Here is a 22,984-nt window from a genome sequence, read left to right as displayed (position 1 = left end):
ATTTTTCATTGATTTTTTAATACTGAATAATGTAATGTTGATTTAATCTCGGATCTGCTTTCAATTCATATAAAATTTCTACTTTTGACTTAACCAAATTACATTATTATGAATATTTCAATGATTAAAACCCTTGCTGTAGTAGGGTTTACGACAGTTTTGACTTCTTTTACAACTACAGATGTTTTAAAAAATGAGGAATCTGGCTCAAACATTTCTTCGAAAGAAGTTGCTGCATCAAAAACCTATAAAATAAGATATGGTCTTTTGACAAAAAGCGGAACTAAAGTACTTTCGGGAAATTATGATGTGGGAAGCTTTGTAGCAACCAATACAACGACCGGTGAAAGCTTTGATACCTACTATAGCGGTGGTTTCCAGTCTTTACCTGCTTATTCTGAGGGACTTCCTGAAGGAACTTATGAATTTTATGCCATGCAGGGACAAGGTGGTTGGGTAGGATATGGCTCTGTGACCTCTTCTGTTTCAGACGCACAGGTTGATGCTGACGGATATGTGACGATCTATATTCCGATTACCTGGGAAGAATAAGATTTAATATATAACTTACTGAAATTCTCTACTTAAAGTGAAAAATTTTAATCTTTAATAAAAATTAATGGTTTTTTATTCACGTCGATAAGAAATAAATGGTAAATTTATTCTCCCATTTTATCTAATGCTATTTTTACTATGGAGATTGAAGACTATTCATTTATTCTGAAATTCGCGTGTATGCTTGTTTCAGTTCTGCTGACTCTTTTAGGTTATTATCAGCTTCTTAAAAGAAAAAATCTAAGAAATGGTTTTCGGACGTACGGGTTTGATACGCCCTACTGGAAAAGGTATAATAAAAGACAACGCAGGTAGAATTTACACAAACACGAAATTTACTTTGAGACAATTATTAATTTAATTGTCTTTTTTTTGTGAATTAATTTGCTGAATCTTTCGTGTTATGATTGGAGTCATAAAATATTATTGATGATTGAAAGTATATTTGTTTGAGAATTAATTGATAGGTATTAATTTATCTAATTAATAATTTTTTTCATCATTTGTGTTTTTAACCTCCTTTGGGAGGTTTTTTTTAGTATCATGATTGCCGTGGGGTTCATTTGTTTTTATGGCCCTAAGTTTAAAGTACCACGGCAACTCGTGTTATAAGATGTCGCCGATGTCTTCTTGGATGCTTTTTATGATGAGGTCTGGGATTTTTCAAAATTTTTTGTGCTGTCGAGTTTGAAATAAGTGATCCGTTTTCTCAGCCACAGAATGAAAAATGCGGGATAAGGCAGATCGTAAATATTGGATCAGTTACTATTTACTTTCTACTGATTTTTAGAATGTACAGGCAAATGAATTTGTCTCGCGAAGCTTGAAAACACGCTTTGTAAAATCAATTTGTCGATTCTTCTTTGCTCACTTGAGTGTTTTTTACATTTAAATTAAAACTTCGCGTTAAAATTATACCACTAAAATTGAAACGGGCTCTCAGTAAATGCTAGCGACACTTAAAGATTTAACAGTAAAAATTCAAAGTCTTATACGTTAAACACTAGAGAATCATCAAGTTTTATGATTAAGTTTCAGCCAGCCGTTCCGCTTATAAAAGACCGTAAAAAGTTGATCATCTTATACCATTTTATCTTTGAAATATCCATTACATTATTTAACCCTTTCAGGGGTATAACATCATTGAATACTTATCTATCGGGCTTCACCCGACGCTACTGATATTTAGCTCCTTCGGGGGGTAAGGTAAATTCAAAAAGAAAACAGTATTACCTTTACTTATTCCGGTGATATCGCTCAGCGTACAAGATGAGGTTCGGAATCATTGAGGATATATGGCAACTGTAAGGCAGATGCTTTATAACCAGCCTGGAAATATAAAAAAGACCCGGAATATTCCGGGTCTCGTTAAAATGGCAATAATTTGCTTTATTATTCCTTGATAAATTTCTTTTGAGCTGTACCTTTCACATCTTCAATGTCTATTACATACACTCCGTTTATCAATTTGCTTACGTCAATCTTATTATTTAAGATTACTCCGCTTGAGATCATTTGTCCGGCGGCATTGTAAAGCTTATAATTAGCTCTTGCGCTGATGTTTCTTACATTCAGTATTGTACTTACCGGGTTAGGATAGATCATGATATCCGTCTGATTAGTAGGGTTCGGAACCGGATTTTTAGTAATTCTAATGGTGTAATCTTCTACTTCTCCGTCGGCAAAGCTTGTACAGTTTACAGGGATTCCTCCTTTTTGCATTGCCACTCTCATGACAACATATTTGTAATCTGTTAAACTCACGAAAGCATCAGCCGGTACATTGAATGTTCCTGTCAGCTTCTCGGTTTGATCCAGGCCTGCTGCAAAAACTCTTTCATTAATATCGAAAGTGCCGCTTCTATCAAAGTCAATCCAAACGGCAATGCCGGCATCGCTGTTGGTTCCTGATAGCTTTTTGGAGATGGAAATCTCATTGCCCTCGGATCCCTGAATAAGCTCGATGAATTTCGTAGAATCACCGGTGTAATCAGTATATGTTGAACCTGTTGATTCATTAATCATTTCCGGTTTTCCATTAGGTTTTACTGTTACATTTGAAATATAATTTGCCGTTCCGTTAGCAGATTCCATCTGGCAGTAAACAACAGTTGGAGTTGTGAAATAGTACGGAGGGGTGTAGGTTCCCGGGGTTCCGTTACACACGTTTACTACCTGCATTTCGTATTTCGTTAATTCTATTAAACCTGTTATGGTTATTGTATTCGTGTTGGAAGGAATGCTTGTCCAGCTCGGAATTCCTACTTTTCTATATCTTAAGATATAGGTGGCTCCAGGGAAAGAATCCCAGGTTACAACTGCGGTAGTAGGTGTAATGTTTGTGATTGTTAGTCCCGGTGGAGGAAGCTCACAAATTCTTTCTGTAATGAATACTTTAGGGTTAGACCAGGCGTTTGGAGTTGTTTCTCCTACACATTGGTTAGCAATCTGAACTTCATAGCTTGTATAAGGAGTTAAACTTGTAAGTGCATACGTGTTTGAAGTGGTTGGTAATGCAATGTCTGCACTCCATCCCGCAGCTCCACTTCCTACGATTCTGTATCTCATGATATAAGTAGCATTAGGAACCACTGGCGCCCAGCTTACTGTAGCTGAATATGCTGTAATATTACTGATAGTGATACTTGGAGGAGTAGGATCACATCTTGTTGTGAATGATGTTGTAGGAGAATAGGTTCCTACGTTTGAACCACAAACTGTTGCGATTTCTACATCATAAATTGTAGCAGGATCTAAACCTGTAATTGTTAAAGGAATATTAGCCAGCTGAGTTGAAGCATAGGCAGTTTCCCAGGCTCCGGCGGGAGGTCCCTGTTTTCTGTATCTTACCTGATAGGTTACGTTTGCTACTGCTGTCCAGTTAACTGTAGTTGATGTGTGCGTAGGTGCTGTAAATGTTGGCGCAGTTGGAACAACTGTAGAACAAGGTCTCAATCTTACTGCGTAATCTTCAACCTCGCCATTTGTAACAGAAGCCTCACACATAGTAGGAGCACTTGAACGTTTTAATACAACTCTCATTGTCGTCGTTAACGGTCCTGGGTAAGCATTTGCCGGAACATCAAAATAGGCTGCAACAGGAGTCGTAGTACTTGCTGCTGCGTTTAGAATTCGTTCCGAAGCTTCAAAAGTACCGTTTCTGTTAAAATCAATCCAGACAGACACGGCGTCACTTTGTGTAGTACCTGTCCATCCTTTACCAACAGAGACCTGATTTCCTGTAGATCCGATATCCAGATTAATTAAGGTAGCAGGTGTATTGTAGTTTGTATAATTATTCTGAACAGTCGTGTTGCTCATAGGTAAGAAACCTACGTTGGCAGAAGTTACCGTAACGTTAGCGATGTGATCATTCGTTCCTGTACCTGTCATTGGGCAATAGGACAATGGAGTGGTCGTAAATACGGTTGAAGTAGAGTATCCTCCTGTAGAGCCTCCACAAGTTGTCGAAATCTGTACTTCATAGGTGGTTTGCTCTTCTAAACCAGTAATCGTGATACTGTAACCAGGGGAAACCACAGGTCCTGCCGGAATCCACGGACCGGTACCCTGAACTCTGTATTGAATATTATAAGTCGCTCCGAGTGTCGGTGTCCAGCTGATAATAGCGGTAGAGTATGTAACCGTACCCAAAGCAATGTTGCCTGGAGGGTTGATGGAACATGGTAATAGAGGCTCTCCTTTGAACTGAATTCTCGGAATATCGGAATATCTGCTGCTCGCTGTAGGAGGGCTGGCAGGATCTGGGTTCGTATTGTCATTATAATATAAAATACCTCTGTTTGAACCTGCTGTATAGCTTCCCCAGGTTGCTCCTGAGGTGTAATTCGGAGAGTTTTCATCAACAGCAACGACAATATTGCTGTTTCCGTCCCAAATAAATGGTGCTGAAAAAGGGATTTCAACCCAGGTACCGGAGGTCATATTAGGCAACGTTCCGGAATAAACTTGTGTTAAACCTGAAAGGGGAACCCAGTTTGTTGTTGAACTGAAATTGTTCTGCGCTGTATTTCCTAAATAAACTACCCATTGGTTATAATTCGACTGAGGATTTTGAGACGCTGCTACAAAGAACTTGATTCCTGTGATAGAATTATTATTTCCTACGGCAGCTGTAAGTTCAGCTTTTGTATAAATCTGCTGAGAATAGTTGTAGCCATAGTAAGAGTATACCGGCAGATAACTAGACGTTGTTGTTCCTGTACCTATCTGTCCTGTGGTGAACGAAGGTCCAGCCATCCAGATGCTTTGATCAGTTCCTGAACATACAGCGCGTACCCACCAATAATAGGTCGTGTTTGATGCCAGACCACTTGGGTTGGCAGTCGTTCCGGTATTCGGTGTTCCCGCAGTTGTTCCGGTAGGAGCTGTATTGGTTGTTGAAAGGTAATATTCATATCCGATCGCCGGTGCCGGGTTAGGGCCTGTCCATGACAGTGAAGCACCGTCCTGTGTTTGAGAATTTACCGTAAGTGCTGTAGGCACATTACATGTAGGAATATATAAGTTGACATTATCGACGGCAATAGGTGGTTGTGTACCTCCTCCTGAGTCATTTCTCCATTGGAACACCAAACGCATGGTACTATTGGCAAAATTGCTGATATTTAATATCGGATTCATATAATGCTGCCAATCACCTTTTAGGTTAATATAGTCAGCGCCTACCTGAATTCTTCCGCCTCCTGCAGTAATTAATGTTCCTGGAGTCGGAGTATACGTTGTGGGAACCAGCCATACTCTTAAATAATCATAGATACTCTCTCCCTGTCCTTTCCAGTCGTAGGAGAAGACTGCAGTTGTTGCTCCTGCAGGGATCGTAATATCTCTGTAGGCATGTACTGTGGATGCGTCCGTTGTGCTGTATGTGTTGGTCGTGCCGTTATTGGTAGAAATGTATATAGATCCCCCGGTATTTCCTGTAGCGGTTCCGTAATTCCACTTGTTAACCGAGGTTCCGTTAACAAATTCAAAATCGTTAGTTGTTGTAAAGTCCTGTAAATAAGGAAGCGGAGCGGGAACTTGAGTGGTGCTAAAGTTTCCTCCTGAAATCCAGATGCTTTTGTCTGTTGTACTGCAAACTGATCGTACCCACCAATAGTAGGTTGTGCTGGTTGCCAATGAAGGTAAAATAGCAGATGTAGTCGGGGCTGCTGTTCCTGCCGTATTTACATCGGGCGCAGTATTTACTGTTGATAGATAGTATTCATAGCCATTTCCGGGTACAGTAGCCGGTGCCGTCCATTCAATAGTTGCTGTATTTGATCCTATGGCGGACACAGCAGGTGCTGACGGCTGCAAACAAGTCGGAATAAGCAGAGTAATATTGTCAACTGCAGCTGCCGGCTGGGTTCCAAAGGAAGAGTCATTGGTCCATTCGTAGACAAGGCGAACGGTACCTCCCGCAAAAGTACTAATATCAAGTGCAAAATTACTGTATGTTTCCCAATCTGAAATCTCACCGAAGTCGCCGCCAACCTGAATTCTTCCTGCATCTTCGGTAATTTCAGTGCCTGGGGTAGGGGTATAGGTGCTTGGCACAAGCCATACTCTTAGGTAGTCATAGCCACCTTCTCCATATGCCCGCCAGTCGAACATCAAAGTAGCCAGAGCTGATCCTGCAGGAATAGTAAAATCTTTGTACGCATGCGATACGGTGGTATTATTTGTTGTATACGCATTGGAGGTTCCTCCATTGTTGGTAATGTAAAGGGATCCACCTGGGTTACCGGCTATCGTACCATAATACCAGACGTTGGTTTGAGTTCCGTTTACGAAAGTAAAGTCATTAGCTGTTGAAAAGTCCTGACTGTAGGGTAATGTTGAGGCCTGACCATAGGCATTGGGGACAAAACCAATGTCAATGAGGCACAGAAGAAGTACTAAAATAGTAGAGAGTTTCTTCATAAGTTGTCGTTATTTATATTAATCTTACAAATTTAAATCGTTTTTTACTTATTTTTAGTATATGAAGAGTTGTTTTTTTTATAAAATTTATAAATTTTATCCATTGTGAATTATTGAATTTGCTAAGTAAATGCTTAATTTGGGTTGATTTTTTAAATCAAATATCTGTGATTATTAAAAAAAATACGTCGTAAGAAAAAAGTATAATGTATGTAATTTTCTTATTATCAATAATTTCTATTTTTTTTGTTCTCTCGTGATCGCTCATGAAAGTGAAGGTTTTTAGATTTTGTTATTTGCTGTTTTTGTAAAAAAAAGCTTTTTTATTAAGCATTTTGTAATTGCTATTAATGTATCTTATGCTTTTGTTTTTTACTAAATAATAACCATCATGCCTTAGAATTTAATAGAGGATAAATAAAATAACCCTTTTAAAAATTGATATAATCGTAACATGCTGTATCTGTAGAATGGAGCTGTTCTGTCAATTATAGTCATAGTTTATAGTTCACCGTAAGAGAAAAAATAAATGAATTTTTATTAAAAATACATAAAATTTATTAAAATATTCTTAAAGTATGAATTTGAAAATACATTGGCATAATTTTTCAATATGGTATAGTACTCATGTTTAATTTGAGTTTTCATGGTTATTAGTTTTTATCCTCAGAGTTTTCTGAGGATTTTTTTTTTACAAATCCTGTTCGCGGCTTCCAGCGCAAAATATTCGGTGATTACTGATCGAAAACAGAAGGCTAAGTTTATTCCAGGTAAATATAGTGAGTATCAAACATTGGGATAGTTATGCTGAGTATTTATTCTACCGGTTATTAATGGAAATCAATACATTCGTGATAAAAATAGTATGCAATATTCACGCGGAAGTGTTTTTTTTTAGTATATTTGCAATGTCTCGTAAGAGACGTTTTTTTTCATCATTTGTGTTTTTATGACCCTCTGTTCGCAGAGGGTTGTTTTGTATTCCGTATTGCAGCACTGTCCCGCATGGAATTATGGAAAGAAAAGGATCAAGCTCAAAACTTGGGGATCTGGAAAAAAAGTTTAGATCTTTTGAAAATTAAAAAGGAGTTTGATTTTTATTTCCCACAGATCGTACAGATTTCCACAGGTGATACTGTATATTTAGTGTCAAGCATTTAACTAATATTGATTTCTTTTTGCATTTACCTTAAAAACCCCGAAGGGGTTAAAGATCAGTAGCGTCGGGTGAAACTCGATTTATAAGGTATTTAATAATGTTATAACCACGAAGGGGTTGAATCATTTAAAGAAAATTTTAAAGGTAAAATGATATAAGATGATCAACTTTTTACGGTCTTTTATAAGCAGAACGGCTGGCTGAAACTTAATCATAAAACTTGATGATTCTCTAGTGTTTAACGTATAAGACTTTGAATTTTTACTGTTAAATCTTTAAGTGTCGCTAGCATTTACTGAGAGCCCGTTTCAATTTTAGTGGTATAATTTTAACGCAAAGTTTTAATTTAAATGTAAAAAACACTCAAGTGAGCAAAGAAGAATCGACAAGTTGATTTTACAAAGCGTGTTTTCAAGCTTCGCGAGGCAAATTCATTTGCCTGTGCATTCTAAAAATCAGTAGAAAGTAAATAAAATCTTTGCGTTACAAAAAAAACATTGAAATTTTACAATTTAATAGGATATAAGCTAAAACATTTTTTAATTATAATTTTAAACACGCTCTGAGTGAAACGTCATGGCGAAAGAAAATAATTAAAAGGAGGGGTAGCGCTTTAACGATTGATGGTGTTAAAAATAAAATGAAGAACTGTTGATTCTTCTATTCTAATCCGATGTTTAATCCCTACGGGGCTGGGCAACTTTTCGGCTGCCAACTTTCTTCTTAATTTTCAGGTTTCGTAAATGATCCCTCAACTATAATTTGGTAAAAAGTACCACAAAAATTCACTTTTTCAGGATTCATTATGCTACTGGCATAGTGGTTGAATATAGTATTATAACACTTTATTATAATATCTTTCAAATTTTAATCCTCGGCTTAGGCTGAGGATTTTGTAATATCAATCAATTATAAAAAGAACTCATGAAGCCCTCTCTCAAGAAAATGTAGAGAGAGTTTATACTTTTGAAATTGCCTGATAAAACCCTTTGTCTGTAACCACTATTCCTCCTTTTGCCCGCCATCCCTGAAGAATGTATTCATTAACTTCCTGTTCCAGAGAATCTAAAAATAAGTTGTGTAATACTTTGTAATTCATAATATCGCTGTTAGATCGTTCTAAATATACAAAAAGTTACCGAATGTAGCTTAATCGCAAAACTAGGGGAGGAAGCAAAAATTTTAACTTATCAGAATGTTTTTTGTTACTCTCGCAGATTTTACAAATGATGCAGATTTTTTCCTTACACTTTGCATATCGAACACCAAGGCTCTCCAAGTTTTTTGACAACTACCTATTTTTAATGCTCATCAAGCCGTTCTATTGATAAAAGACCAGAAAAGTGGAGCAATAAAAAATCAACAGCAGCATCTGTGAAAATCTTTAGAATCTGTGGGAGATAAAATTTGTGCATTCGTAGCGATAATGTTCACCCCTCAATTTTATCTCTGATAAAATCCTTGCGACTTAAAAACATAAAGCATTGAAAAATATCTTTGCGGCTTCGCGAAAAACCAACATAGGAAGCATTATCTGCGGCCTGCGGGAAATAAAAATATTCGCGCATTCGTGGCTAATCATTATTTTTAACGCTAAGATCGCTAGGGTTTAATTGTTTTAATGCGAATTATTTTCCGTTCGCAATGGTGTTCTACTCAGCAAATGATAGCTATGTTGAAGTAATTTAATATCTGAACACTAAGTTCTCCAAGGTTTTTGACAACTACTAATCGTTGACAGGCTCCCCAGGCCGTTTGACTCCGTCGAAATATCATTCATCGACTGAAAGGAGATAATCTTCGATTTCACTTATAAAAGACCGGGAAGGTTAAGCAAAGAAAATCAACGATATCATCTGTGAAAATCTGTAGGAAATAAAAATATTAGGGAATTCGTGGCAAAAAAATATCTAAAGAATTTCTCCCCAAGTTTTGAAACTGATCCTTTGAAACTGATCCTCCTTTCCTCTAATCAAACTTTCCGTAAACACAAAATAAAAAACCTCTTTGTAATTAGCTTATTTACAGCATAATACAAAGAGGTTGGAGGTGCCTAGCGGATTCGAACCGCTGTAGATGGTGTTGCAGACCACTGCCTAGCCGCTCGGCCAAAGCACCGTTTTTACCATTTTTTAGGTGTGCAAATATAGTAAAATTCTTTATTCAACCAAATTTTTTTATGCAATTTCTTTCGTGCCCAGGCTGTCGATTTCGCTTTTTGCCTGTCTTTCAGCTTCATAATTTTTAATATTAATGACTCGGGTATCGCTCCAGCTGTCGTGCCAACCGTTCTCACCAAGGAAAGAAAAGACATCGAAAGGAACAATTCTCGAAATATTTCTGATAAAATAATTGCTCAGTGTCGGTCGCTCCCCGTCGGTCATGATCACTTTTGTTCCTGTAATATACTTTCCAATCGTTCTTCCATTAGTAAAATATTCCATCAGAAAAGCATACATAAAATAAATAAAAGAGGTTAAAAGAATATCACCGAATCTTCCTATCTGAGAGATTTTTAATAAAAAGTTAGTGAAATAATAGGTGCCTAGAAGCTGATCAATCAGTACTCCAAACGCACCAAATCCAAAGAAAAAGATGTTAATAATAAGTCGGTCAATAAAATAATTGGCGAAACGTTGCCACTTTGTGCCACGGTTTCTGTCTATGATCTGTAAATATTTTCTCATGTTTAGTTATTAGTTTTAAGTTTTTACATTCCGTTTAATAGTAATTTTAAAGAAGCGTTGGTATCAATCACAGCAGTGATTCCCGTTGAGGTTAGAAGAATTTTTGACGGTTTTAAATTAAATACCCGACCGTTCATTTTTAATCCTTTATAATATTCCTTGTTAAAAGCTTCCTCTATACTTTTTTTAGCATTATCCTCTAATTCCTGTGTGGGAATTCCATATTCCTGTTCTATCGTCTTTACAATTTTCCCCTGAAATAGTACAGAAGCCGTTTTATGTAAAATATTCATAGTTTTCAGCTTGAATTTGGTATTCGACAGAACGATCTTTCTTTTCACCTCATCATACACGGGGATACCGGAAATAATTGCAGTTCCTTTAATATAACCTTCTGTCTGGGCTTCGATCATAATTTTATCATCAATGCCATACACACGGATGTCCGTCACTTTTACTTTTGAATTCTGAATATCAAATTCTTTATTCAGAAAAGTTTGTCTTGCAATATTGCTGGCTTCGGTAAAAGGAATATTAGCGGTCGTCTGAAGTGAAAATTGATCAGCCAAATTCGGCAAAAAGTTAAAATTAGCCGCTGAGTTGATCGTAGGTGAAGCAGCAGGTTTCGACCCTGTAAAAGTTTCAGAATAGACATCGATTCCCAAATTGGTATTGATTTGGTTTCCGTAGAATTTTAAAGGAGTTATGTTGACTTTCACGGGCGTAACTTTCAACCACGTATTGTATTCCTCCGAAATATTAAAAGGCTGCGAAAATACGTTCCAGGCCATTACCGCATACTGCTGAAAATTCAGTTGAGTCGTCATCTGCTGATCTATTGTTTTGGCGAATTTTTGCTGCTGTTCAATCAGGTTTTTCTCTACCAGCGAGGTGATGGGAATTTTAATTCTTCCATAATCCAGCACCGGTTTGCTCACCCATTTAAAACCATTGGGTTTTGTATTGGTGGAAATGGTCCAGTTATTTTGAAAATTAAGCGTGGTGTTAAAAGACATTACGGTTTCAAAAGTGGTATTCTGATAACTGTAAACGCCCAGAGTTCCAATACCTTTTTCTGCCCAGATCTTTAAGGGAACTTCTATCAGTAAGTTATTGTTTGTTCCTCCAACCAGGCGTATAGCACGAGTTTTCCACACCTTTACTTTAAACTGGTCGTTGTTGTTATCCGTATAAGAATCGTCCTGATAAATAAGGTCGCCCACCGAAGCGTTGATCATGTTGCTGATCTCCAAAAGCGGGATCGTCACCGGCATGGTAATGCTGGATTTTATCTTCGGGAAATTATAAGGATTGGGCTGAGTGCTCACACTCGTCTGTCCGAAAACTCCGGCGAATGCGAAAAGAAATACTATTTTGATGGATTTCAAGTCTTTATGTTTTAATAAACGAAATTAATAAAAAAATTTAATTCTGAGGTTTAAAGCTTTGTTCTAATTCAATGCTTGCTCCCTTCATTTCACCTTTCATTGGTGGAGCGGTTTTGGTTATTTTTAACTTGATATAATCAATTTGTGAAAATTTTTCATGAATTTTAGAGATGATTCTTCCTGCAACATGTTCCAGCAATTTAGAGTTGATTTTCATTTCATCATGAATAATATCGTTGATGTCTGCGTAACTGATGGTGTCATTCAAATCATCGGATTCCGCGGCTTTCCACAAATCAGTGTGAAGTTCTACATTTAGAATGTAATAAGTTCCGATAATATTTTCTTCAGGTAAAACCCCGTGATAAGCATATATTTTTACGTCTTCAAGATAAATCTTGCTCATATTTTCTTTAATTTTTATTAAGCAAAAATCGTTTTAATTCTTCAAAATCGGGACCTATTTCTGTACTTTTTTTATCTTTTTTCATTAATTCTTTTAATGATTCCGGTAACTCAATTTTAATATTTGTCGCTTTTTCCACGGCATCAGGAAATTTTACGGGATGTGCCGTCTCCAGAATAAACCCTTTTTTATCAGGATTTTCTGTTAAATATTTTTCCAACGCAGCATAAGCTACGGCTCCATGAGGTTCAAGTAAATAATTAAACTTCTTATATACGTTCTGAATCGTCTGTAAAGTTTTCTCATCATTAATAGAATACGCGAAAATTTTACTTTTTAATTCCTCAAACTGATTTCCAAAAAGTTCTAAAACTCTCACAAAATTGCTCGGATTTCCTACATCCATTGCGTTGGAAAGTGTGGCAACAGTTTCTTTGATTTCTAGTTTTTCCGTGTTTAAATAATTTGGAATGCTATCATTTTCATTACAGGCAGCCACGAAATGATCTGCGGGAAGACCTCTGAAATATGTTAAAATTCCCGCACAGATATTCCCGAAATTTCCGCTCGGGACACAAATTACCGGATTTTCTTTTTCTAACTCTTGCCATTGTTTTAATGCTAATAGATAATAGATTTGCTGAGGAAGCCATCTCGCAACATTGATGGAATTGGCTGAAGTCAAAAACAACTGAGAGTTAATTTCATCATCTGCAAAAGCTTGCTTCACGAGTTGCTGACAATCATCAAAATTTCCGTTCACTTCCAGCGCTGAAATATTTTCGTCCAAAGCCGTCAGTTGTTGTTCCTGAACTTTACTCACTCGATTTTTTGGATAAAGAATGACAATATTTGTATTTTCTGTGTTATAAAAACCATTGGCAACCGCACCTCCTGTATCACCGGAAGTGGCAACTAAAACGGTCACTTTTTTGTTTTCATCTTTCAAAAAATAAGAAAGACATCTGCTCATAAATCGGGCTCCAACATCTTTAAATGCTAGAGTAGGACCGTGAAAAAGTTCTAAAGAATATACTTTTTCATTGATTTTCTTCAAAGGAATATCAAAATTGATGGTCTCTGAAACGATTTCCTTTAAAATTTCATCAGGAATCTCATCTCCTACAAAATCTTTCATACATTGAAATGCAATTTCTTCGTTTGAAAAATTGTTTAAATTTTCAATAAATTCTTTGTCAAATGACGGAATATATTCAGGGTAAAATAAGCCTTTTTCTTTTCCTTGTCCTTTTATAGTTGCTGTTTTGAAATCAACAACTTCCTGTTTATCTTTTATATTATAATATTTCATCGGTTTAATTTTATTCTATGATTTTGATGCCTGACGGATTTATTTTTGAAACATACACGAAACTTTCAATATCAATTTCTTCATAAACAGATTTCATCATTTTTGCAATTTTCTGTGCCGTTTCCTCTTGTTCACTCAACATAAAAATAGAAGGCCCGGAACCGGAAATTCCGCCTCCCAGAGCTTCGATTTTTAAACTTTTTTCTTTTATTTCATCGAATTTCGGAATTAAAATACTTCGTACGGGTTCAACAATCACATCATGTAAACTTCGCCCGATCAGGGCAAAATCATTTTTCTGGATACCTGCAACCAATCCGGCAATATTACCCCATTGCTCAATGGCATCTTTCAAGAGAATGTTTTTCTTTAAAATCTGTCTTGCATCAGAAGTTTTTACTTCCACCTGCGGGTGAACGGCAGTGACAAATAAATCTGGTGAATTCAACGGAATAATATCAATAGGATTTAAAGATTTAACTAATGTTATTCCGCCATAAATGCAGGGTGAAATATTGTCTGCATGTTGTACTCCAGAAGCCAGCTCTTCGCCAAACATCGCAAAGTGAACCAATTCTTCTTTTGATAAAATATTGCCAAGCAAAATATTGGCACCCACTGCAGCTCCGGCTGCACTTGCCGCACTGGAACCGAGTCCGCTTCCTGGCTTTATATTTTTATGAATAATCACTTCAAATCCATTTTTCAATTGTAAATGTTCCTGAATTTTCAATAAAACGACGCCCGCTACATTTTGTGAAGCTTCTTCAGGAAGACCAAACTGATCGGTATGTCTAATGATGATTTCAGGAGTTTCCAATATGCTGAACTCCATTATATCATAAGGTTCATGGATGGCCATTCCCAAAATATCAAATCCGCACACCAAATTGGCAACGGTAGCCGGAACTTGTAATTTAACTTTTTTCATACTTAAAATTTTAAACTGAACGAACGATATCAGCGAAAACTCCACTTGCTGTCACTTCTGCACCGGCACCAGCTCCTTTTACAACCAAGGGCTGTTCAGAATATCGTAGGGTTTTAAAAATCACAATATTATCTTTCCCGTAAAGATGATAGAGATCGCTCTCAGGAGCAATATGCTGTAATCCAACTTTGGCTTTTCCATCTTTAAATTCAGCAACATATTTTAGAATTTTACCATTATTTTTTGCTTCACTCAGTAAGTTTTTAAAATGATTTTCATATTTAATTAATGATTGATAAAAATCTTCAACACTTCCTCGCAGACACTCTTCAGGGAGAAAACTTTCATTTTCAATCTGATTAAATTCAAGAGAATATCCAGACTCTCTCGCGAGAATTAAAATTTTTCTTGCAACATCTGTTCCCGCGAGATCCAACCGCGGATCGGGTTCTGTGTAACCTTCTTTTTGTGCCTGAAGAACAACTTCCGAAAAGCTTTGGCTGCCATCATAATTATTAAAAACAAAATTTAAGGTTCCGCTTAAAACTGCCTGAATAGAGGTGATTTTATCTCCACTTCTTATCAGATCATTGATGGTTCCGATAATGGGAAGTCCGGCACCAACGTTGGTTTCAAAGAAAAATTTGCAACTGTGATTTCGGGCGGTTGATTTTAAATTTTTATAATGTTCAAAATCCGAAGAAGCTGCAATTTTGTTGCAGGCAATGATATTGATGCTCTTTTTCAGCAGCTTTTCATATACTTTCGGAACTTCTGAACTTGCAGTGACATCAACAAAAACTGAATTTCTTAAGTTTCGTGATATCATTTCCTGAGCAAATTTTTCTGCAGAAGCATTTTCGCTATTGTTGATATGATCAACGTATTCATTTTGTGAAATTCCTTTTTCTGAGAAAATCATTTTACGACTGTTAGATAGTCCGACAATTCTTAAATTAATTAGAAGATTATCTTTAAGATATTCGTTCTGATCGTAAATTTGCTGAATTAATTTCATTCCCACATTTCCGGTTCCGCAGATATAAAGATGAACCTGCTTAATTTCAGATTCAAAAAATTCTTCATGCAAAACATTCACAGCCTTTTTGGTATCTTTTTCGGAAATAACAATGCTGATATTTTTTTCTGAAGAACCTTGTGCAATGGCTCTGATATTAATTCCGTTATTTCCCAGACAACCGAACATTTTAGCACTTACACCGCTTCTGCTTTTCATATTTTCGCCCACTAAAGCGACAATCGAAAGATTTTTTTCGATTTTTACAGGTTCAATTCTTTTTAACTGTAAATCATCTTCAAAAGAACTGTTGATGGCGTTTTCTGCATTTAAAATATCTTTTTCATTGATGGCGATGGTGATGGAGTGTTCTGATGAACTTTGGGTAATGAGAATGACATTAATTTTTTCATGACTTAAACATTGAAATAATTTTGCAGAAATACCCGGAATTCCGATCATGCCACTTCCTTCTAAAGTGAGTAAAGCAATATTGCTCATATTTGAAATTCCTACCGCAATAGGTTTATTTTCAATATCAACTTTATTCAGATTCTGAGAAATGAATGTTCCGAAAGCTTCAGGCTCAAAAGTATTTTTAATTTTTAGATTAATATTTTTAACCATTACAGGCTGAATAGTTGGCGGATATAGAACTTTAGCACCAAAATGAGAGAGTTCCATAGCTTCCTGATAAGAAATCTCAGCAATAGGTTTTGCATGGGAAACCAACCTCGGATCGGCGGTCATCATTCCGCTGACATCGGTCCAGATTTGTAATTCCTCTGCGTGAATGGCAGAAGCGATTATCGAAGCTGTAAAATCAGAACCTCCGCGCCCTAAAGTTGTTGAATTTCCTTTTTCATCCTGAGCAATAAATCCGGGAGCAATGATAATCTGATGTTGATTTTCATTTATATATTTTCTGAAATTTTGTTCAGTACGTTCAAAATTTACTTTCGCGTTTGTGAAATTGCTGTTAGTCAAAATCTGTTCTGAAGAATTCATCCAATGAACATCCAATCCTTCAAATTTTAGTTTGGCTGCAATAATACGAGATGAAAGAAATTCACCATAAGATGTGATTTTATCTTTTATTCTATTGGTAAATTCTCCTAAAACAAAAATTCCGTTGCAGATGTCTTCAATATCGTTGAAATGTTTTTTTACAAAACTCAGCCAAGAACTTTGTTCTAAAACCGGGATTAATTCTTTAACAACATTTAAATGTTGTTCTTCTAAATTTTTAATGATCTGAGTATAGTTTTCATCTTTTTGAGAGGCACTTTCTGCTGCTTTTATGAGTTGATCTGTAACTCCGTGAAGTGCTGAAACTACGACGATTATTTTATTTTCAGAGGCTTCTTTTTTGATGATATTTTCAACAAGCAAAATATTTTGAGCGTTGGCGACCGAAGTTCCGCCAAATTTTAAAACTTTCATTATGTAAAATTTTAGTGATAAAAAATTGAAATTTTTACTCTTTAGAAAAAAGAGTACGCAAACGTATAATGATATGTGAAAATAGACCCCGTTATGGGGTAATCGTAGTTGTTGTAGCAATAATAGAAACAAAAATTCCTTCCGAAATAGAGAAATTCGGAGCTGAAATATTAAATATGTTTCTTAGAAAATTCATTGTTACTGAACAAATGTACAAATTATTTTGACAAGACAGTTTTTTGAGGTAAAATATTTTTATCATATTAATGTGATTTATTTAAATAGTCATTCCTTAAAAACCAAGTAATATTTTGATTATCAGTTTTATGCACTTATATTTCGTAAAAAATCGTTGTAAAAAATTGCAATAAATTGTATTTTTAGGATATAAAAAGTGGCAAAATGTTAGGCAAAATAAGAGAGGATTTACAGCAGAATTTATTCAAGACCAGGCTTACGGAGCTTATTAATATGGAGCATCCGGTGGTAAAATTAGCTGGGGAGATTTCCTGGGATAAAATGGAGTCAGAGTTTGAGAAATTATTTTCAGAAAACGGAAGACCTTCTATTGCTATCCGTAAAATAGCAGGAATGCTTTTGCTCAAGGAAATGTTTAAAGAAAGTGATGAAAGTGTAATAGAGAGATGGATTGAGAATGCGTATTGGCAATATTTTACCGGAGAAACCTTTTTCCAGACAGAGCAGCCTTTCGATCCGAGCAATTTTGTACACTTCAGAAAAAGAATTGGAGATAAGGGTTTGGAATTTCTTTTGGGACAAAGCGTTTCTCTCCATCCCAAAGCCAAAACAGAAGATGAAGTTCAGGTAGATACGACGGTTCAGGAGAAGAACATTACCTTTCCTACCGATGCCAAATTAGCAAAAAAAGTAATCGACAATTGTAGAAAAATAGCAGAAAAAGAGAGCGTTGTACAAAGACAAAGCTACAGAAGAGTGAGCAAACAATTATTGCGGGACGCTTTTTTTGGACATCATCCCAGAAGACAGAAGAAGGCAAAAATGGCGAGGAAAAAGCTCAGGACGATTGGTAAAAGAGTTCTTCGGGAATTGGAAAGAAAACTTCCTAAAGATGTTTTGAAAGGCTACGAAGACGTTTTTAAAATTTACCTTAAAGCACTCACCCAAGAACGTACCACGAAAGATAAAATTTACAGTCTTCACGAGCCACAAGTTGCGTGTATTGCGAAAGGAAAATCGGGAAAAGCATACGAGTTTGGGACAAAAGTAGCAGTAGTAAGAGGTCGGAAAACAGGGATCATCAGCTCGGTAAAGAGATTTTCTGGCAATCCTCACGATAGTAAAACTCTTGAAGAATCATTGGCACAGAGTGAGAGGGTAAGAAAATCCGTTGGCGGAACAAGACCTACGAAAGCCACTACAGACAGAGGATTTAAAGGAATCAAAGAAGTGGAAGGAACAGCAATTTTGCTTCCCGCAAAAAAAGAAAAAACAAAATATGGGCAACAAGTAGCCAGATTAAGATTCCGGGCAAGAGCAGCCATAGAACCTTGTATCTCTCATTTAAAAAGAAACCACTCCTTAGGATTAAACTTCCTGAAAGGAGTGGCTGGAGATATTAATAATGCATTATTAGCAGGGATTGGATACAATTTGAAGATGAGATTGAATCAAATCAAACAACAAATTCTTCTTTGGCTCGAACTTGTTCTCCGAATCTTTTTAGGCAAATATAATTTTCAAAGTCAAAAAACAGCTTTTTAAGGAGCGACTAAATAGTATTATATTTATAAGATGAACTAAATCAGATTACTATGAAACAACTCAGAAAATTAAGCAGAACTCATTTAAAACAAATGAGTGGGGGAGCAGTTCCTCCGATTTCACATTGTAATGGCTGTCCAACAGGAGCTTTTGGTCCTCACGACTCGTTTTCTTGTGATGCCTATTGGGCACTTTCGGAGTTCTGCAGAAACTGTGTTCTCGTAAATACGGAGTGCTTTGTTCCTATTACTATTGATTTTTAACCAAACAAAAAATATTATGAAAAATTTAAAAAAACTTTCAAGAGAAGAGAAAACAAAAATCCAGGGTGGCTTTACGCAAGTTCAGATAGATGCCTGCGGTGGTGAAGCTTATGTATGTTTTCGCGGAGGTGGAGCTTGGGGATGCTGGCGAAATCCCGGAGGAACCTGTTATGCACCTATGGTTTAACTTAAAACGAAAAAAGCACTGTAAAAACAGTGCTTTAGTTTATTTTATACTTTTTGAAAGATCAAGCATCGCCTCGATTGGCTTTAATGCTCTTAATCTCAGTTCTTCTTCAATAAGAATTTCGGGAAGTTCATATTTCATACATAAATACAACTTTTCCATTGTATTTCGTTTCATGTAGAAACATTCTGAACAGTTGCAGCTTTCATCAAAAACCAAAGCCGGGATCAGTTCCTTATGGGGAGCACGTTTTCTCATTTCATGCAGAATTCCTTCTTCCGTAGCAATGATAAATCTTTGACAATCGTCCTGTTCCACATAATTCAACAATGCGGAAGTAGAGCCGATAAAGTGTGATAATTTCAACACGGCTTCTTCACTTTCCGGGTGAGCAATTAATTTAGCATCCGGATTATCAGCCAGCTGCTGAGCAATTCTTTCCATTGAAAACGCTTCGTGAACGATGCAGCTTCCATCCCAAAGAATCATATCACGACCTGTCTTCTGAGATAAATATCTTCCCAGGTTTTTGTCTGGTGCGAAAATAATCGGTCGGTCAGTTGGAAGTGCTTCAATCACAGTTTCAGCATTTGAACTTGTTACGATAATATCACTTTCAGCTTTTGTTTCAGCGTTACAGTTGATGTACGTTGCAATCAAAGCATTTGGATGCTGTTCACGCATTTTTCTTAAACCTTCTCCTGAGCAACCGTCTGCTAAAGAGCATCCTGCCATGGTGTCGGGAAGAACTACTTTTTTAGTTGGGTTCAGAATTTTCGCTGCTTCAGCCATGAAATGCACTCCGCAGAATACGATCATATCAGCATTGGTATCTTTTGCTTGTCTCGCCAATTGAAGAGAATCTCCAAGGAAATCAGCAATATCCTGAATTTCTCCAGGCTGGTAATAATGCGCTAAAATAACCGCATTTTTTTCTTCTTTCAACTTGAGAATGGCTTTCACCAATTCTTCACCTTCCGGAATAATAAGGTCTTTTATATCCAAATATCCCCTAACCGGAATAGCCGATTTAGCCCTTTCTAATGTTTCGGTACTCATATCAACCTCAATGTTTTTGTTCATTAGAAATTAGAAGTCAGAAATAAGAAATTAGAATTTTGACATCATTTATTAGACATCAAACTTCCAGCTCTCATCATTCATCCTCTTAACTCCCAATAAAATTTTTTATTAAACTTTCTATTTCTCTTTTTGCTTCGTCCAAATCCGTGTTGATGACGATTTTGTCAAATTCATTAGCATAAGATAGTTCTTCTTCTGCCTTTTCTACACGGGTTTTGATGGTGTCTGCATCATCTGTATTTCTTGAAATCAATCTTCGTTCCAACTCTTCAATGGAAGGTGGTTCTATAAAAATCGATAATGCTTTTTCACCAAAATATTTTTTCAGGGAAATTCCGCCTTTTACATCAACATCAAAAATCACTACTTTCCCCTGATTCCAAATTTTTTCAACTTCAGACTTTAAAGTACCGTAATATTTATCCGTATAAACCTCTTCAAATTCTACAAAAGCATCTTCCGAAATTTTTTGTCTGAATTCATCCGGACTTAAAAAATGATAATCCACAGCATGGATTTCACTTCCTCTCGGTTGTCTCGTTGTACATGAAATCGAAAAATTCAATTCATTAAAAACCTCTAAAGAATGCTTTACTAATGTAGTTTTTCCGCTTCCAGACGGTGCTGAAAATATGATAACTTTATCCATATTGTTGTTGGTTGATGGTTGTTAGTTGATAGTTGTAAAAAAAATCCATCAACTATCAACCAAAATCCATCAACTAAATTATAGTACGTTTAACGTCTGTTCTTTAATTTTTTCCAAATCGTCTTTCATCATCACTACCAATTTCTGGATTTGTGCATGATTGGCTTTTGACCCTAAAGTATTGATCTCACGACCGATTTCCTGAGAAATAAATCCAAGTTTCTTCCCGTTGAAATCTTCGTTATCCATTACTTCTTTATAATATTTTAAGTGTTGTGTCAATCTCACTTTTTCTTCAGAAATATCTAATTTCTCTGTGAAATAAGCCATTTCCTGATAAAAACGCGTTTCATCAACATTTTCAAATTCTTTTAAAGACTTTTGATAACGTTCTTTTACTGCAGCAATTCTTTCTTCTTCAAAAGGAATCACTTCCGCTAAATTTTTATCGATATTCTGGATGTTTCTTGCCAGTTCTTCGTGAAGAATTTTTCCTTCCGTTTTTCTGAATTCTTCGAAACGGTCAACCGCATTGTGAACAATTTTCGCCAACGATTCCCATTCGCCTTCTGCCAATTCATCAGGTCTGGAAGTAATCGCATCCGGAAGTCTTACCGCCATTTTCAGATACTCAAAATCGGGTCCATCTCCAGCGATGTTTCGAAGCTCTTTCATGTAAGAATCAATTAATCCTTTATTGATTTTCACATCGTTGGTCTCCTCAAGATTCTCTATATTGATGTAGCAGTCTACTTTTCCACGGATGAGTCTATCATTAAGAATTTTTCTGATTTCAAATTCTTTCTCTTTATAACGTAAAGGAATTTTAATATTTAAATCAAAGCTTTTGCTGTTCAGTGATTTAATATCGATAGTAATTTTTTTTCCTTCAAAAACGTCTTCGGCTCTACCAAAGCCTGTCATTGATAAAATCATAGTTTTTTATTGTCGTACAAAGATAAACATTTAAGTCTATGTATTAACTATAATCAATTTTTACAGCAAAAGAGACAAAAGATTTTCATTGCATTTTAAGATATTCAAAAGTGTAAAAAAGTTTTCATCCTGCTTTTTTGAACTTTTGATAAACTAAATGTTTTCAAAATGTTCTTTTGTCTCTTTTGCGGTAAAATAAAATGAGCGTGTTTTCGTAGATTTGTGCTGTGAAAAAGAAAAATTTGATTTCCGTAGTAGGACCGACCGGAATTGGGAAAACGAGATTGGCGATTGATTTGGCGAAACATTTCAATACGGAAATTATTTCCTGCGATTCGCGACAGTTTTTCAAAGGAATGGAAATCGGAACGGCAGCACCTTCTGCAGAGGAATTAACGGAAGCACCTCATCATTTTATCGGAAATCTTTCGGTTCAGGAATATTATTCAATCGGGCAATATGAGGAAGATGCTTTAAAAAAACTCAATGAACTTTTTAAAGATCATGATACCGTCATTTTGGTTGGCGGAAGCATGATGTATGAAAAAGCAGTGATTGAAGGATTGAATGATTTGCCAGAAGCCGACGAAGACAATCAGAAAAAATTACATGAAATTCTCGAAAATGAAGGAATCGATAAACTTCAGGAAATATTAAAAGAACTCGATCCTGAATATTTCAACGTTGTTGATTTTCATAATCACAGAAGACTTTTACGAGCGATTGATGTCATTTGGCAGACTAATAAAAAATATTCTGAACAAATTGCTGTTTCACAGGATTCCAGAGATTTTAATTCGATCCGAATCGGAATTGAAGCGCCGAGAGAAGAATTGTACGACCGAATCAATAGGAGAGTGGATATTATGATGGAGAAAGGTTTGCTGGAAGAAGCAAAAAGTCTGGAAGGATTTAAAGATTTAACAGCTTTGAAAACGGTTGGTTATTCAGAATTATTCAAATATTTTGATGGCGAATGGGATTTAGATTTTGCCGTTTCTGAAATAAAGAAAAACAGCCGAAGATATGCAAAACGTCAATTGACCTGGTATCGAAAAGCGGATGATATTCATTATTTGACGTTGGGATATTCGCAGGAGGATTTTGATGGGTTGATTGGGTATATTAATGAACAGGCTTTGAAATAATTTAGTTGTTGGAAAATCGCAAAGGCACAAAGTTTTTTTATTTAGTAATGCTTTAAGACGCAAGGATTTTATCTTCGATAAAATTGTATAATGTTGAATTTTGCTGAAAATCTTTGATTTTCTTGCGTCTTAAAAACAGCCTGTTATT

The 22,984-nt window shown here is 36.1% G+C and carries 16 protein-coding genes and 1 tRNA gene; 5 read left to right on the top strand and 12 right to left on the bottom strand.

What is annotated here, in order from left to right:
- Positions 1–108 precede the first annotated feature (108 nt).
- Positions 109–552 carry a hypothetical protein gene (locus tag VUJ46_RS10995; RefSeq protein WP_326985024.1) on the top strand — a complete coding sequence of 148 codons (444 nt, stop codon included), beginning with the start codon at positions 109–111 and terminating at the stop codon, positions 550–552.
- A 1,395-nt stretch (positions 553–1,947) separates the two neighbouring features.
- Here the strand turns inward: VUJ46_RS10995 and VUJ46_RS10990 are convergent.
- From VUJ46_RS10990 to thrA, 9 genes are all read right to left on the bottom strand, one after another.
- Positions 1,948–6,483 carry a fibronectin type III domain-containing protein gene (locus tag VUJ46_RS10990; RefSeq protein ID WP_326985023.1) on the bottom strand — a complete coding sequence of 1,512 codons (4,536 nt, stop codon included), beginning with the start codon at positions 6,481–6,483 and terminating at the stop codon, positions 1,948–1,950.
- A 2,117-nt stretch (positions 6,484–8,600) separates the two neighbouring features.
- Positions 8,601–8,741: a hypothetical protein gene (locus tag VUJ46_RS10985; RefSeq protein WP_312388949.1), complete on the bottom strand. Its 141-nt coding sequence runs from the start codon at positions 8,739–8,741 to the stop codon at positions 8,601–8,603.
- Between the two features lie 945 nt (positions 8,742–9,686).
- Positions 9,687–9,760 (bottom strand) — tRNA-Cys (locus tag VUJ46_RS10980).
- Between the two features lie 59 nt (positions 9,761–9,819).
- Positions 9,820–10,329 carry an RDD family protein gene (locus VUJ46_RS10975; RefSeq protein ID WP_326985022.1) on the bottom strand — a complete coding sequence of 170 codons (510 nt, stop codon included), beginning with the start codon at positions 10,327–10,329 and terminating at the stop codon, positions 9,820–9,822.
- Positions 10,330–10,352: 23 nt separating this feature from the next.
- Complete coding sequence (locus VUJ46_RS10970) at positions 10,353–11,717, bottom strand: DUF4403 family protein (RefSeq protein ID WP_326985021.1); 1,365 nt, start codon at positions 11,715–11,717, stop codon at positions 10,353–10,355.
- A 37-nt stretch (positions 11,718–11,754) separates the two neighbouring features.
- Entirely contained in the window at positions 11,755–12,123 is a 369-nt protein-coding gene (gene folB / locus VUJ46_RS10965) for a dihydroneopterin aldolase (RefSeq protein ID WP_326985020.1), read from the bottom strand.
- A 7-nt stretch (positions 12,124–12,130) separates the two neighbouring features.
- Complete coding sequence (thrC, locus tag VUJ46_RS10960) at positions 12,131–13,435, bottom strand: threonine synthase (protein WP_326985019.1); 1,305 nt, start codon at positions 13,433–13,435, stop codon at positions 12,131–12,133.
- 10 nt (positions 13,436–13,445) lie between these two features.
- The gene (locus VUJ46_RS10955; protein WP_326985018.1) at positions 13,446–14,366 is read right to left on the bottom strand and encodes a homoserine kinase; all 921 of its coding nucleotides are present in this window, start codon (positions 14,364–14,366) and stop codon (positions 13,446–13,448) included.
- A gap of 10 nt (positions 14,367–14,376) precedes the next feature.
- On the bottom strand, positions 14,377–16,827 hold the full coding sequence (thrA, locus tag VUJ46_RS10950; RefSeq protein WP_326985017.1) for a bifunctional aspartate kinase/homoserine dehydrogenase I: 2,451 nt from the start codon (positions 16,825–16,827) through the stop codon (positions 14,377–14,379).
- Between the two features lie 402 nt (positions 16,828–17,229).
- Here thrA and VUJ46_RS10945 point away from each other — a divergent pair, with 402 nt between their 5' ends.
- The 3 genes from VUJ46_RS10945 to VUJ46_RS10935 are packed head-to-tail and all read left to right on the top strand — an operon-like array spanning position 17,230 to position 19,020.
- Entirely contained in the window at positions 17,230–18,570 is a 1,341-nt protein-coding gene (locus VUJ46_RS10945; protein WP_326981209.1) for an IS5 family transposase, read from the top strand.
- 50 nt (positions 18,571–18,620) lie between these two features.
- Positions 18,621–18,833 carry a hypothetical protein gene (locus VUJ46_RS10940; protein ID WP_326985016.1) on the top strand — a complete coding sequence of 71 codons (213 nt, stop codon included), beginning with the start codon at positions 18,621–18,623 and terminating at the stop codon, positions 18,831–18,833.
- Between the two features lie 16 nt (positions 18,834–18,849).
- Complete coding sequence (locus tag VUJ46_RS10935) at positions 18,850–19,020, top strand: bacteriocin-like protein (protein WP_326985014.1); 171 nt, start codon at positions 18,850–18,852, stop codon at positions 19,018–19,020.
- A 39-nt stretch (positions 19,021–19,059) separates the two neighbouring features.
- Here the strand turns inward: VUJ46_RS10935 and nadA are convergent, their stop codons facing one another.
- The 3 genes from nadA to VUJ46_RS10920 form a co-directional block, all read right to left on the bottom strand.
- Positions 19,060–20,079 (bottom strand): quinolinate synthase NadA, encoded by a 1,020-nt coding sequence (gene nadA, locus VUJ46_RS10930; protein WP_326985013.1) that lies wholly within the window; start codon positions 20,077–20,079, stop codon positions 19,060–19,062.
- Positions 20,080–20,188: 109 nt separating this feature from the next.
- Complete coding sequence (gmk, locus tag VUJ46_RS10925; protein ID WP_326985012.1) at positions 20,189–20,752, bottom strand: guanylate kinase; 564 nt, start codon at positions 20,750–20,752, stop codon at positions 20,189–20,191.
- Positions 20,753–20,830: 78 nt separating this feature from the next.
- Complete coding sequence (locus tag VUJ46_RS10920) at positions 20,831–21,676, bottom strand: YicC family protein (protein ID WP_326985011.1); 846 nt, start codon at positions 21,674–21,676, stop codon at positions 20,831–20,833.
- A gap of 239 nt (positions 21,677–21,915) precedes the next feature.
- On the opposite strand from VUJ46_RS10920, the gene miaA reads away from it, so the two are divergent.
- Positions 21,916–22,836 carry a tRNA (adenosine(37)-N6)-dimethylallyltransferase MiaA gene (miaA, locus tag VUJ46_RS10915; RefSeq protein ID WP_326985010.1) on the top strand — a complete coding sequence of 307 codons (921 nt, stop codon included), beginning with the start codon at positions 21,916–21,918 and terminating at the stop codon, positions 22,834–22,836.
- The last annotated feature ends 148 nt before the right edge of the window (positions 22,837–22,984 follow it).

The organism is Chryseobacterium sp. MYb264, from assembly GCF_035974275.1.
Taxonomy (GTDB): Bacteria; Bacteroidota; Bacteroidia; order Flavobacteriales; family Weeksellaceae; genus Chryseobacterium.
The sequence above is the reverse complement of the archived record's forward strand: the minus strand, read 5'-3'. Positions and strand labels throughout refer to the sequence as shown.

Coding starts and splice junctions, on each gene's coding strand:
- VUJ46_RS10995 (WP_326985024.1), top strand. CDS start 109: ATGAATATTTCAATGATTAAAACCCTTGCTGTAGTAGGGTTTACGACA.
- VUJ46_RS10990 (WP_326985023.1), bottom strand. CDS start 6,483: ATGAAGAAACTCTCTACTATTTTAGTACTTCTTCTGTGCCTCATTGAC.
- VUJ46_RS10985 (WP_312388949.1), bottom strand. CDS start 8,741: ATGAATTACAAAGTATTACACAACTTATTTTTAGATTCTCTGGAACAG.
- VUJ46_RS10975 (WP_326985022.1), bottom strand. CDS start 10,329: ATGAGAAAATATTTACAGATCATAGACAGAAACCGTGGCACAAAGTGG.
- folB (WP_326985020.1), bottom strand. CDS start 12,123: ATGAGCAAGATTTATCTTGAAGACGTAAAAATATATGCTTATCACGGG.
- thrC (WP_326985019.1), bottom strand. CDS start 13,435: ATGAAATATTATAATATAAAAGATAAACAGGAAGTTGTTGATTTCAAA.
- VUJ46_RS10955 (WP_326985018.1), bottom strand. CDS start 14,366: ATGAAAAAAGTTAAATTACAAGTTCCGGCTACCGTTGCCAATTTGGTG.
- thrA (WP_326985017.1), bottom strand. CDS start 16,827: ATGAAAGTTTTAAAATTTGGCGGAACTTCGGTCGCCAACGCTCAAAAT.
- VUJ46_RS10945 (WP_326981209.1), top strand. CDS start 17,230: ATGTTAGGCAAAATAAGAGAGGATTTACAGCAGAATTTATTCAAGACC.
- VUJ46_RS10940 (WP_326985016.1), top strand. CDS start 18,621: ATGAAACAACTCAGAAAATTAAGCAGAACTCATTTAAAACAAATGAGT.
- VUJ46_RS10935 (WP_326985014.1), top strand. CDS start 18,850: ATGAAAAATTTAAAAAAACTTTCAAGAGAAGAGAAAACAAAAATCCAG.
- nadA (WP_326985013.1), bottom strand. CDS start 20,079: ATGAGTACCGAAACATTAGAAAGGGCTAAATCGGCTATTCCGGTTAGG.
- gmk (WP_326985012.1), bottom strand. CDS start 20,752: ATGGATAAAGTTATCATATTTTCAGCACCGTCTGGAAGCGGAAAAACT.
- VUJ46_RS10920 (WP_326985011.1), bottom strand. CDS start 21,676: ATGACAGGCTTTGGTAGAGCCGAAGACGTTTTTGAAGGAAAAAAAATT.